General features: G+C 57.4%; 11 protein-coding genes and 2 tRNA genes. All 13 read right to left on the reverse strand.

What is annotated here, in order from left to right:
* Positions 1-62: 62 nt before the first annotated feature.
* Entirely contained in the window at positions 63-2,168 is a 2,106-nt protein-coding gene (pnp, locus tag AC07OT_RS13575; protein WP_027605371.1) for a polyribonucleotide nucleotidyltransferase, read from the reverse strand.
* Positions 2,169-2,363: 195 nt separating this feature from the next.
* Positions 2,364-2,633 carry a 30S ribosomal protein S15 gene (rpsO, locus tag AC07OT_RS13580; RefSeq protein ID WP_003177875.1) on the reverse strand — a complete coding sequence of 90 codons (270 nt, stop codon included), beginning with the start codon at positions 2,631-2,633 and terminating at the stop codon, positions 2,364-2,366.
* A gap of 115 nt (positions 2,634-2,748) precedes the next feature.
* Positions 2,749-3,666: a tRNA pseudouridine(55) synthase TruB gene (gene truB / locus AC07OT_RS13585; RefSeq protein WP_027605370.1), complete on the reverse strand. Its 918-nt coding sequence runs from the start codon at positions 3,664-3,666 to the stop codon at positions 2,749-2,751.
* Between the two features lie 3 nt (positions 3,667-3,669).
* On the reverse strand, positions 3,670-4,065 hold the full coding sequence (gene rbfA / locus AC07OT_RS13590; RefSeq protein WP_003176137.1) for a 30S ribosome-binding factor RbfA: 396 nt from the start codon (positions 4,063-4,065) through the stop codon (positions 3,670-3,672).
* A 159-nt stretch (positions 4,066-4,224) separates the two neighbouring features.
* Complete coding sequence (gene infB / locus AC07OT_RS13595) at positions 4,225-6,750, reverse strand: translation initiation factor IF-2 (protein ID WP_027605369.1); 2,526 nt, start codon at positions 6,748-6,750, stop codon at positions 4,225-4,227.
* Positions 6,751-6,777: 27 nt separating this feature from the next.
* Positions 6,778-8,259: a transcription termination factor NusA gene (gene nusA, locus AC07OT_RS13600; RefSeq protein WP_003212187.1), complete on the reverse strand. Its 1,482-nt coding sequence runs from the start codon at positions 8,257-8,259 to the stop codon at positions 6,778-6,780.
* 47 nt (positions 8,260-8,306) lie between these two features.
* Positions 8,307-8,765 (reverse strand): ribosome maturation factor RimP, encoded by a 459-nt coding sequence (gene rimP, locus AC07OT_RS13605; RefSeq protein ID WP_003235029.1) that lies wholly within the window; start codon positions 8,763-8,765, stop codon positions 8,307-8,309.
* Between the two features lie 140 nt (positions 8,766-8,905).
* A tRNA-Met gene (locus AC07OT_RS13610) sits at positions 8,906-8,982 on the reverse strand.
* Positions 8,983-9,078: 96 nt separating this feature from the next.
* A tRNA-Leu gene (locus tag AC07OT_RS13615) sits at positions 9,079-9,164 on the reverse strand.
* Between the two features lie 22 nt (positions 9,165-9,186).
* Complete coding sequence (gene secG, locus AC07OT_RS13620; protein ID WP_010206600.1) at positions 9,187-9,570, reverse strand: preprotein translocase subunit SecG; 384 nt, start codon at positions 9,568-9,570, stop codon at positions 9,187-9,189.
* A 4-nt stretch (positions 9,571-9,574) separates the two neighbouring features.
* On the reverse strand, positions 9,575-10,330 hold the full coding sequence (gene tpiA, locus AC07OT_RS13625; protein WP_015885920.1) for a triose-phosphate isomerase: 756 nt from the start codon (positions 10,328-10,330) through the stop codon (positions 9,575-9,577).
* Between the two features lie 66 nt (positions 10,331-10,396).
* The gene (glmM, locus tag AC07OT_RS13630; RefSeq protein WP_115487578.1) at positions 10,397-11,734 is read right to left on the reverse strand and encodes a phosphoglucosamine mutase; all 1,338 of its coding nucleotides are present in this window, start codon (positions 11,732-11,734) and stop codon (positions 10,397-10,399) included.
* Positions 11,735-11,750: 16 nt separating this feature from the next.
* A complete protein-coding gene (folP, locus tag AC07OT_RS13635; RefSeq protein WP_495108289.1) occupies positions 11,751-12,602 on the reverse strand; it encodes a dihydropteroate synthase in 852 nt (283 codons plus the stop codon).
* Positions 12,603-12,606 lie beyond the last annotated feature (4 nt).

Genomic DNA, 12,606 nt, shown 5'->3' on the forward strand with positions numbered 1-12,606 from the left:
TTCCTTCAGGCGTAAAAAAAGGACTCCGAAGAGTCCTTTTTTTCAGCGTTAGCCTGGGGTAATTAAACGCCCGAAGCCTTGGCTGCTGCTACGTCCTTGATGGACAGCTTGATACGGCCGCGGTTGTCCACGTCCAGTACCAGCACTTCCACTTCCTGGCCTTCTTTCAGAATGTCGGTCACTTTCTCAACGCGAGCGTCGCTCAGCATGGAGATGTGAACCAGACCGTCTTTGCCTGGCAGGATGTTGACGAATGCGCCGAAGTCGACGATGCGCTCAACCTTACCGACGTAGATCTTGCCGATCTCGGCTTCAGCGGTGATGCCCAGGACGCGTTGACGCGCAGCTTCTGCAGCTTCCTTGGTTTCGCCGAAGATCTTGATCGAGCCGTCGTCTTCGATGTCGATCGAAGCCTTGGTCTCTTCACAGATCGCACGAATGGTCGCGCCGCCTTTACCGATAACATCACGGATTTTGTCGGTGTCGATTTTCATCGCGATCATGGTCGGAGCATTTTCCGACAGTTCGGTACGGGACTGACCAATGATCTGATTCATCTGACCGAGGATGTTCAGGCGCGCTTCCAGGGCTTGGCCCAGGGCGATCTCCATGATTTCTTCGGTGATGCCCTTGATCTTGATGTCCATCTGCAGCGCGGTAACACCTTTGGCGGTACCGGCTACTTTGAAGTCCATATCGCCCAAGTGGTCTTCGTCACCCAGGATGTCGGTCAGGATGGCGAACTTCTCGCCTTCTTTAACCAGGCCCATGGCGATACCGGCAACCGGCGCCTTCATCGGCACACCCGCATCCATCAGCGCCAGGGAAGCACCGCAGACCGAAGCCATGGAGCTGGAGCCGTTGGACTCGGTGATTTCCGACACCACACGGATGGTGTACGGGAACACGTCAGCAGCAGGCAGCATGGCCTGGACCGAACGACGGGCCAGACGGCCGTGACCGATTTCGCGACGACCAGCGCCACCCATGCGACCACACTCGCCCACCGAGAACGGCGGGAAGTTGTAGTGCAGCATGAACGGGTCTTTTTTCTCGCCTTCCAGGGTGTCCAGCAGCTGTGCGTCACGGGCAGTACCCAGGGTCGCAACGACCAGTGCCTGGGTTTCACCACGGGTGAACAGTGCCGAACCGTGAGTCTTCGGCAGAACGCCGACTTCGATGTTCAGCGGACGAACGGTGCGGGTGTCGCGGCCATCGATACGAGGCTTGCCGTTAACGATGTTTTCGCGAACGGTGCGGTATTCGATTTCACCGAAGGCTGCTTTGACTTCGCTGGAAGAAGGCTGGCCTTCTTCGCCGGACAGCTTGGCAACAACCTGGTCCTTCAGCTCACCCAGGCGAGCGTAACGGTCGGCCTTGACGGTGATGGTGTAGGCGTCGGAGATCGCAGTGCCGAACTCGGAGCGGATAGCGCCCAGCAGTTCGGTGGCTTCGGCTTGCGGAGCCCAGGCCCAGGTCGGCTTGGCAGCTTCGGCAGCCAGTTCTTTAACAGCGTTGATCACAACCTGGAACTCGTCGTGAGCAAACAGTACTGCACCCAGCATCTGGTCTTCGGTCAGCTCTTTGGCTTCCGATTCAACCATCAATACGGCTTCCGACGTACCGGCAACGACCATGTCCAGGCTCGATGCTTTCAGTTGCTCGTAAGTCGGGTTCAGCAGGTAACCGGTGCTTTCGTGGAAAGCAACGCGGGCTGCGCCGATCGGGCCATCGAAAGGAATACCGGAGATGGCCAGGGCTGCCGAAGTACCGATCATCGCAGCGACGTCAGGATCGGTTTTCTTGCTGGTGGAAACGACGGTGCAGACAACCTGCACTTCGTTCATGAAGCCTTCTGGGAACAGCGGACGGATCGGACGGTCGATCAGTCGGGAAGTCAGGGTTTCTTTCTCGGAAGGACGGCCTTCGCGCTTGAAGAAACCGCCAGGGATCTTACCGGCAGCGTAAGTCTTTTCCTGGTAGTGAACGGAAAGAGGGAAGAAGCCTTTGCTTGGGTCGGCGTGCTTGGCGCCAACAACGGTCACCAATACGGTAACGTCGTCGTCAACGGTAACCAGCACTGCGCCGGAGGCTTGACGGGCAATACGGCCTGTCTCGAGGGTAACGGTCGACTGACCGAACTGGAATTTTTTGATAACCGGGTTCACGGTGTCCTACCTTCTTTGTGGCTCTTGGGGAACTTGTCTTCTTGCGAAATTCTTGGGCAATGTCGGGAATCGGCCCAACCCTTGTCCAGGGGTAAAACGTGTATCCAGATAAAACTTGAGGCTGGGAGCCTACCATGGGCCAGCGGGAATCCCACTGACACACGGCAGACAACCAACCTCTAGCGCAATCGCTGATTAGCGACGCAGACCCAGGCGACCGATCAGAGTCTGATAACGACCCAGATCCTTGCCTTTCAGGTAGTCCAGCAGCTTACGGCGCTGGTTTACCATGCGGATCAGACCACGACGGGAGTGGTGATCTTTACCGTTGGCCTTGAAGTGACCTTGCAGCTTGTTGATGTTGTGGGTCAGCAGTGCAACTTGCACTTCTGGCGAACCAGTGTCACCAACAGCTTGCTGGTAGTCAGCTACGATTTGTGCTTTTTCTTGAACGTCGAGAGCCATGAGGCAATCCTTTTTTCAGGAAACCACCCAAAGGGCAGTTTCAACAGGCCAGGGACAAATCCCTGTATCTAAAAATGAGTGTTGACCGTGCCTGTTAACAGCCACACTCGTTCGGTCATTCTGACCGAATCAGTCGACGTGGCGCGATGCGCCCGTCTTCGCTCACTTCACCGATACCGATAAAGCGACCGTTATGATCCTGTACCCGCACCATGCCGAACTTCGGGGCATCCGGGGCGCGTACCGGCTGGCCGTTAAGCCAGTAGAACGCGCTGTGTTCCGAAAAGTGCAGTAATGGCCAATCCAGCAAGCCACTGTCCGACGGCATCAGGAAGCGATCAACCGCTTCATTGCCACCTTCGGCGTGTACCGCCTCCAACTCTTCCAGTGTGACCGTCTGGGCCAGGCTGAAAGGTCCGGCCTGGGTGCGTCGCAGTTCAGCTACATACGCGCCGCAACCGAGCTGTTCACCAATATCTTCCACCAGGGTACGAATATAAGTGCCTTTGCTACAGTCTACGGCCAAGCGTGCGGTGTCACCTTCACAGGCGAGCAATTCCAAGCGCGCAATAGTAACAGAACGCGGTTCGCGCTCCACTACTTCGCCCGCACGTGCCAGCTTGTAAAGGGGCTGCCCATCACGCTTGAGCGCCGAGTACATCGGCGGTATCTGACTGATTTGCCCACGAAAAGCAGGTAAAGCAGCTTCGATATCAGCACGACCAACGGTCACGTCGCGAACCTGCAAAACATCACCTTCGGCGTCTGCCGTGGTGGTGGTCTTGCCCAGTTGCATCAGGGTTTCGTAACCCTTGTCGGAATCGAGCAGGTATTGCGAGAACTTGGTGGCCTCGCCAAAGCACAACGGCAGTACACCGGTGGCCAGGGGATCGAGGCTGCCGGTGTGTCCGGCCTTCTCGGCATTGAGCAACCAGCGGACCTTCTGCAACGCGGCATTGGAGGTAAAGCCAATCGGCTTGTCGAGCAGAATGATGCCGCTGACGTTGCGACGGATACGTTTGACCTGAGCCACCGCTTACTCCTTGGCGTCTTCAGGTGTGGATGGGTGCTGGCTGTCTTCGGCCACGGCGCGCTCGATCAGTGCCGACAGGTGCGCGCCACGCACGACGCTTTCGTCGTAGTGGAAGTGCAGCTGGGGCACGCTGCGCAGCTTCATTTCACGGGCCAACTGCATGCGCAGGAAACCTGCCGCCGAGTTGAGCACCTTGATGCTTTGCGCGATTTCTTCGCTGTTGTCCTGCCCCATCACGGTGATGAAGATCTTCGCGTGACCCACGTCACGGCTCACTTCAACAGCGGTGATGGTGACCAGGCCAACGCGAGGGTCTTTGACTTCGCGACGGATCAGTTGGGCCAGCTCACGCTGCATCTGATCGCCGATACGCTGGGTACGGCTGTATTCTTTTGCCATGTCTTGTTACCTGTTACTGCCACACGGTGAAACCCATGGGGTCTGAAAGCGGCAAACGCCCGGCCTGACAAAAGCCAGACCGGGCGTTGCGTTTAGAGTCCGCACGCTGCGCGGGGCATTTGCATGCCCACACGCGGCGTGGCTCCTGAAGTGCGCGAGTTAGAGGCTGCGAGCAACCTGAACCTTCTCGTAGACTTCGATCTTGTCGCCAGCCTTGACGTCGTTGTAGCTCTTGACGCCGATACCGCATTCCATGCCGGCACGCACTTCGGAAGCGTCATCCTTGAAGCGGCGCAGGGATTCCAGCTCGCCTTCGAAGATAACGATGTCTTCACGCAGTACACGGATTGGACGGTTACGGTACACGGTACCTTCGATAACCATGCAACCGGCGATCGCACCGAATTTCGGCGAGCGGAACACGTCACGTACTTCGGCGACACCCAGGATGTTCTCCCGGACGTCACTGCCAAGCATGCCGGTGAGGGCTTTCTTGACGTCTTCGATGATGTCGTAGATGACGTTGTAGTAACGCATGTCCAGGCCTTCCTGCTCGACGATCTTGCGAGCGCCAGCATCGGCACGCACGTTGAAGCCGAACAGTACAGCGTTGGAAGCCAGTGCCAGGTTGGCATCGGACTCGGTGATACCACCGACACCGCCACCGACAACACGCACTTGCACTTCGTCGTTACCCAGACCATTCAAGGCGCCGTTCAACGCTTCGAGGGAACCACGAACGTCAGACTTGAGGACGATGTTAAGCGTCTTCTTCTCGGCCTGGCCCATGTTCTCGAAGATGTTTTCCAGCTTGCCGGCATGCGCGCGAGCCAGTTTGACTTCACGGAACTTGCCTTGACGGAACAGAGCCACTTCACGGGCTTTCTTCTCGTCAGACAGCACGCTCATCTCGTCGCCAGCGTCCGGAGTACCGTCCAGGCCGAGGATCTCGACAGGGATGGAAGGACCGGCTTCCTTGATTGGCTTGCCGTTCTCGTCGAGCATGGCACGTACACGGCCATAGTTCGAACCGACCAGTACCATGTCGCCTTGACGCAGGGTACCGTCTTGAACCAGTACGGTTGCAACCGGGCCACGACCTTTGTCGAGACGCGACTCAACCACAACACCACGACCTGGGGCAGATGGGGTTGCTTTCAGTTCAAGTACTTCAGCTTGCAGCAGGACAGCTTCGAGCAGTTCGTCAACGCCAGTACCGACTTTCGCCGAAACCGAAACGAACGGCGTATCACCGCCCCACTCTTCAGACGTCACGCCATGAACCGACAGTTCGCTACGGATGCGATCGAGATCGGCGCCCGGCTTGTCGATCTTGTTCACGGCAACAACCAGAGGAACACCAGCGGCTTTAGCGTGCTGGACAGCTTCAATGGTCTGCGGCATCACGCCGTCGTCCGCTGCAACGACCAGAATCACGATGTCAGTCGCCTTGGCACCACGGGCACGCATTGCGGTAAACGCGGCGTGACCTGGGGTGTCGAGGAAGGTGACCATGCCGCGCTCGGTTTCAACGTGGTACGCACCGATGTGCTGGGTGATACCACCGGCTTCGCCAGCAGCTACCTTGGCACGACGGATGTAGTCGAGCAGCGAAGTCTTACCATGGTCAACGTGGCCCATTACGGTCACGACTGGCGCACGGGAGAATGTCTCGCCTTCAAACTTCAGGGACTCAGCCAGGGAATCTTCCAGGGCGGTGTCGCTGACCAGGGTCACTTTGTGGCCCAGTTCTTCGGCTACCAGTTGAGCAGTTTCCTGATCAAGCACCTGGTTGATGGTCGCTGGAGTACCCAGTTTGAACATGAACTTGATGATTTCAGCAGCCTTGACCGACATCTGGTTGGCAAGATCGCCAACCGTGATGGTCTCGCCGATCTGCACATCACGCACGACAGGGCCGGTTGGGCTCTGGAAACCGTGGGCGTTGCGTTTCTTCAGCTTGGCCTTGCCGCGACCACCACGACGGAAGCCATCGCTTTCTTCGTCGGTAGTCCGTGGAGCAACGCGTGGAGCAGGCGCTTTCTCTTTGACCGAAGCACGATGCGGAGCGTTTTTGCGCTCGCCATCGCCACCACCACCGCGGCGATTGTTATCGTCGGCACGTGGTTTATCCGGACGACGAGGTTCTTCGCGCTTGCGGGCATCGGCAGCAGGTGCTGGTGCAGCGGCAACCGGAGCGGCCTCACGCACAGCGTCTGCAGGAGCGCCAGGCGCGGCTACCGCTTCAGTGGAAGCCGTTTGCGCAGCAGCAGGCTGACGACGCGCTTCTTCTTCGGCGCGACGCTTGGCTTCTTCTTCAGCCTTCTGACGTGCAGCATTTTCTACTGCGCGACGTTCTTCCAGTTCGCGTTTGCGCTCGGCTTCGATTTCTTCCGGGCTGCGCTGTACGAAGACTTTCTTCTTGCGTACTTCAACGCTGATGCTCTTGCTACCCGCAACCCGCAGGGTGCTGGTGGTTTTGCGCTGCAATGTAATCTTGCGCGGTTCTTCCACTTTCGCCTTGTGGCTGCTCTTCAAGTGAGTCAGCAAAGACTGCTTCTCACTATCGCTCACACCTTCATCGGCGGCGGTGTGCGGCAGACCTGCCTCACGCATCTGCTGCAACAGGCGCTCTACCGGTGTTTTGACCTCATCGGCCAGTTGTTTCACCGTGACTTGCGTCATGCACTTCTCTCCTCAGGCCGCGCCTAATTACTCGAACCAATGGGCTCGGGCGGCCATGATCAACTTGCCGGCACGATCATCGTCAATGCCGTCGATGTCGAGCAGATCGTCAATAGACTGCTCGGCCAGGTCTTCGCGGGTAATTACGCCGCGCACCGCCAGTTCCATCGCCAAATCCTTGTCCATACCCTCAAGCGAGAGCAGGTCTTCGGCCGGATGGGCGTCTGCCAGCTTTTCCTCAGTAGCGATGGCTTTAGTCAACAAACGATCCTTGGCCCGAGCGCGAAGCTCGTTGACGGTGTCTTCGTCAAAGCCGTCGATGTTGAGCATTTCTTCCAACGGTACGTAGGCAATCTCTTCCAGGCTGGTGAAGCCTTCATCTACCAGCACCTGCGCCAGGTCTTCGTCGACTTCCAACTCGTCGATGAAGTTGCGCAGGATGTCACCGGTTTCAGCTTGCTGCTTAGCCTGGATGTCCGATTCGGTCATTACGTTCAGGGTCCAGCCGGTCAACTGGCTGGCCAGACGCACGTTCTGACCACCACGACCAATGGCCTGGGCCAGATTGTCTGCGCCAACGGCGATGTCCATTGCATGGGCATCTTCGTCAACGATAATTGCCGCCACTTCAGCCGGCGACATGGCATTGATCACGAACTGCGCCGGGTTATCGTCCCAGAGGACGATGTCCACACGCTCACCACCCAATTCGCCCGACACTGCCTGGACGCGCGAACCGCGCATACCGATGCAAGCGCCTTGCGGGTCGATGCGTTTGTCCTTGGAGCGGACCGCGATCTTGGCACGCGAACCCGGGTCGCGGGACGCAGCCATGACTTCGATCAGGCCTTCGGCAATTTCCGGCACCTCGATACGGAACAGCTCAATCAGCATTTCCGGCGCAGTACGCGACAGGATCAACTGAGGGCCACGGTTCTCGGTGCGGATTTCCTTAAGCAGCGCACGCAAACGCACGCCAACACGGAAGGTTTCGCGGGAGATGATGTCTTCGCGGGCCAGCAACGCTTCAGCGTTGTTGCCCAGGTCGACGATCACATTGTCGCGGGTCACTTTTTTCACGGTGCCGGAGATGATTTCCCCCAGGCGCTCGCGATAGGCATCAACGACTTGAGCGCGCTCAGCTTCGCGAACCTTCTGCACGATGACCTGCTTGGCGGTCTGTGCAGCAATGCGGCCGAACTCGATGGACTCGATCTTTTCTTCAACGACATCACCGACCTGGGCGCCAGGGTGCGTTTCAGCAACCTTGCTTGGCCAGGTTTCGATGGCCGGATCATCAAGATCGGCCTCTTCGACGACCGTCCAGCGACGGAAAGTCTCATAGGCACCGGTGTGGCGGTTGATTTCCACACGCAGATCAACTTCGTCTTCAAAACGCTTTTTGGTAGCAGTGGCCAGGGCCAGCTCCAGCGCTTCAAAAATCACGTTTGCCGGTACGCCCTTTTCATTGGATACCGACTCAACAACCAGCAGTACTTCTTTGCTCATCGTACGCCTCGCCTTTCGCAAGCCATTGGATCCGCGGGATCCGCGTCTCAGTCAAAACTGGGAATAATGTTGGCCTTGTCGATCATATCGATCGGCAACAGGAACTCATGGTCTTCTACCTGCACCACGACATCCTGTTCTTCTACACCGCGCAGAAGGCCCTGAAAGTTGCGACGCCCTTCGAACGGGGATCGCAGCTTGATCTTCACTTGTTCACCGGCAAATTTTGCAAACTGATCAATAGTGAACAGTGGGCGTTCCATGCCTGGCGAGGAAACTTCGAGGGTGTACTCAACGGAGATAGGATCTTCAACATCCAGAACACCGCTGATCTGACGGCTGACAATGGCACAATCGTCCACCAGCACGCCGCCCTCTTTATCGATATAAACGCGCAACATTGAGTGGCGACCTTGAGCCGAAAACTCAATACCCCAGCATTCATAGCCTAGGGCCACGACCACCGGGGCCAACAAGGCCTGCAACTCTTCTAGCTTGCTCGACACCTGAACCCCCTCGTGCATGTATGTGCATGCTGTGCAAAATAAAAAAATGGGCGAAACGCCCATCCTTGAAACGCCGTCGAACAGCGGCGTTGAAAGTGTCCAGCTAACAAAAAGCCCCTTAAAAGGGGCTCCGCTAAAACTGGTTGCGGGGGCCGGATTTGAACCGACGACCTTCGGGTTATGAGCCCGACGAGCTACCAGACTGCTCCACCCCGCGACAAAGCTGGGGCGGAAGTATACGACCGATCCTTTACAGGGTCAATGTAACCTTCCACCTACAAGAAAGCCCGCAACAGCGGGCTCTCCTGATAATTGGTACCGAGAAGGGGACTCGAACCCCTACACCCTATGGGCACAACCACCTCAAGGTTGCGTGTCTACCAATTCCACCACCTCGGCAATACAGCGTTTACAACCCTTCTTACTTCTGCTCTTGAGCTGGAGGCACGTCAGTCGCTGGAGTAGCCGACTTTTGCTCTTGAAGCACCGGGACATCATCAGAAGCCGGTTTTGCTTTTGGAACTTCCAACACTGCTGGGTTTGGCAAACCTACTTGAGTCAGCACATGAGCTTTCTCTTTAGCAAAGTAACCTAACCCTAAGCTGGTTATGAAGAAACCGGCGGCAAGTATAGCAGTAAACTTACTAAGAAAGGTAGAGGAACCTTGGCTTCCGAACACAGTATTTGAAGCACCTGCACCGAAAGACGCACCAGCATCCGCACCTTTACCCTGTTGCAACAAAACCAGGGCAACTACGCCCAGGGCAGCCAACAGATGAAAAACGACTACGACTGTTTCCAGCATTTTTTCAGTTTCCCGCGGCGCGACAAATCGCACCGAACTCATCTGCATTCAGGGAAGCTCCACCAATGAGCCCCCCATCGATATCCGGCATGCCGAACAGTTCGACCGCATTGGCCGCCTTCACGCTGCCGCCGTATAGAAGCCGCACACCTTGTGCGACTTCAGAATTCTCTGCCGCTAACTGAGCACGGATGGCTGCGTGCACATCCTGCGCCTGTTGCGGTGTAGCAGTCAGCCCGGTGCCAATGGCCCAGACCGGCTCGTAAGCAATTACCGCCTTTGCGAACGCACCAACACCCAGCTCCTCGATGATGCTGCCAAGCTGACGCGAGACAACTTCAAGCGTCTTGCCCGATTCACGCTGCTCAAGGGTCTCCCCAATACACAACACTGGAATCAAGCCACAAGCCTGCGCTGCTGCGAACTTGCGATTGAGTGTCCCATCACGCTCGCCCATCATCTGACGGCGCTCGGAGTGCCCGACAAGCACATAGGAACAACCCGCATCAACCAGCTGACTCGGTGCAATCTCACCGGTCAACGCACCTTGCATGGCTTCCACCGCAGAGTTCTGCGCGCCGACCTGAATCGACTTACCTTTCAAGCCATCCACCACTTGGGTGATATGCAAGCAAGGCGGGAACACCGCGATATCAACACCGCTAGGCAAGGCCAAGTGACGAAGGCCATTGATCAGCTCAGCGACACTGGCGCGGGTACCGTGCATCTTCCAGTTACCAGCTACCATAGTGCGACGCATGCTGTACCTCGTCGGTCAAAGTGGGCGCAGATGTTACCCAACCACATCATCACTGGCAAGCCGAATTCAGGCGCAAACTTCAGTTACCAGTTTTGCCAGGTCTTCGGCATGGCCGCGAACCTGTATTTCGTCGTCACCTTCGACCATGACGCGCACCAAAGGCTCTGTGCCGGACTTGCGTAGCAATACCCGTCCACGACCAGCCATTGCCAGGGTCGCGCGCTCGCAAGCCTCTTTGACAGCAGGGTGCTCGATCGGATTTTCCCCACCTGCGAAACGCACGTTCAGCAATACTTGCGGGCATTTGCGCAAAGCCTGACGCGCCTGGGCCAGGCTCTCTTCGCGGCGACGCAAAGCCAATAGCACCTGCAACGCCGCAATAATCGCGTCACCGGTGGTGGTGTGCTGGAAGCACACCACGTGCCCGGAGTTCTCACCACCCACCTGCCAGTTACGCTCCAGCAGCTCGGCGATCACATACCGGTCACCGACGTTGGCGCGAACAAAAGGAATACCCAGGTCTGCCAACGCCAGCTCAAGCCCCAGGTTGCTCATCAGCGTACCGACGACACCGCCTTGCAGCTTGTTACGCTCATGCAGGTCGCGGGCAATGATGAACAACAGATCATCGCCGTCCACCACGGCACCGGTGTGGTCAACCATCAGCACGCGGTCGCCGTCACCGTCGAAGGCAATCCCGAGGTCGGCATGCTCGGCCAGGACAGCGGCTTGCAACTGCTCCATATGGGTGGAGCCGCAGTTTTCGTTGATATTCAATCCGTTGGGCTGAGCCGACAGAACCGTCACGTCTGCGCCCAGCTCCCTGAATACGCTTGGCGCGACCTTGTAGGTCGCACCATGGGCGCAGTCGACAACAATCTTCAGGCCGGCAAAATTGGTGCTGGTTGGCACACTGCTCTTGCAGAACTCGATATAACGACCGGACGCGTCATTGATACGCGACACCTTGCCCAGCTTACTGGACTCGACCACGGTCATCGGCGCATCCAACAATTCTTCGATCATCAACTCAATCTCATCCGGCAACTTGGTGCCCTGACCGGAGAAGAACTTGATGCCGTTGTCGTCATGTGGATTGTGCGAAGCACTGATCACAATACCGGCCTCAGCGTGAAAGGTACGCGTCAGGTATGCAATTGCGGGCGTCGGCATCGGCCCCAGCAACATCACGTCGGCGCCTGCGGCGGATAAGCCGGCCTCAAGCGCTGATTCAAACATGTATCCCGAAATTCGGGTGTCCTTGCCCACCAGGATGCGGCACGCCCCCATGCTGCGGAACGCCATGCCCGCCGCCCATCCAAGCTTGAGCATGAAATCAGGAGTAATCGGAAACTCGCCGACCCGACCACGGATACCGTCGGTGCCAAAGTATTTTTTAGTCATAAGTGCTCCATCATTCTTATTCGGCTGATTCCACAGCTGCAATCATGCGTACCACATCCACGGTCTCAGCAACGTCATGCACACGCAAGATGCGCGCACCCTTGGTCACCGCGAGCGCCGCCAGTGCAAGACCGCCGTACAACCGCTCACCCACCGGACGGCTCAATGCCAGCCCTATCATGCTCTTGCGCGAAACACCGACCAACAGGGGCCGACCAAGGGCATGCAAGAACTCCATGTGTTTGAACAAACTCAAATTGTGTTGCAGGGTCTTGGCGAAACCAAACCCCGGATCAAGGATGATCCTTTCCGGCGCAATACCTACCGCAGCGCATTGGGCAACGCGCTCAGAGAGAAAACCACTCACCTCACCCACCAGATCATCATAGTGCGGGCTGTCCTGCATATTGCCGGGCTCACCCAGCATATGCATCAAACACACAGGCAAACCGGTAGCTGCAGCCGCATCCAGGGCTCCGTCGCGCCGCAGGGACCGCACATCGTTGATCAAGCCGGCACCCAAGCGCGCAGTCTCACGCATCACGGCCGGGGTGGAGGTATCAACCGAAATGATCACATCCAACTCTCGAGCGATGCGCTCGACAATCGGCGCCACGCGCTCCAACTCCTCCAGAGGAGAAACTGCGCGAGCACCAGGCCGAGTCGATTCACCGCCCACATCAATCAAGGTCGCGCCAGCCGCCACCATGGCTTCTGCGTGGCGCAATGCAGCATCAAGCTGGCTGAAGCGGCCACCATCGGAAAAGGAGTCAGGGGTTACATTAAGAATGCCCATGACATGCGTATGGGCCAAATCAAGAACCCGGTTGCCGCAAGGCAACCGGGAGGAGGACGGAGCAAAAGTCATTTCA

Source organism: Pseudomonas sp. GW821-FHT09C10 (assembly GCF_059418085.1).

Excerpts from the sequence above, each read along its gene's own strand:
- rpsO (WP_003177875.1), bottom strand. The coding sequence starts at position 2,633 with ATGGCTCTCGACGTTCAAGAAAAAGCACAAATCGTAGCTGACTACCAG.
- rbfA (WP_003176137.1), bottom strand. The coding sequence starts at position 4,065 with ATGGCAAAAGAATACAGCCGTACCCAGCGTATCGGCGATCAGATGCAG.
- infB (WP_027605369.1), bottom strand. The coding sequence starts at position 6,750 with ATGACGCAAGTCACGGTGAAACAACTGGCCGATGAGGTCAAAACACCG.
- nusA (WP_003212187.1), bottom strand. The coding sequence starts at position 8,259 with ATGAGCAAAGAAGTACTGCTGGTTGTTGAGTCGGTATCCAATGAAAAG.
- secG (WP_010206600.1), bottom strand. The coding sequence starts at position 9,570 with ATGCTGGAAACAGTCGTAGTCGTTTTTCATCTGTTGGCTGCCCTGGGC.
- tpiA (WP_015885920.1), bottom strand. The coding sequence starts at position 10,330 with ATGCGTCGCACTATGGTAGCTGGTAACTGGAAGATGCACGGTACCCGC.
- glmM (WP_115487578.1), bottom strand. The coding sequence starts at position 11,734 with ATGACTAAAAAATACTTTGGCACCGACGGTATCCGTGGTCGGGTCGGC.
- folP (WP_495108289.1), bottom strand. The coding sequence starts at position 12,602 with ATGACTTTTGCTCCGTCCTCCTCCCGGTTGCCTTGCGGCAACCGGGTT.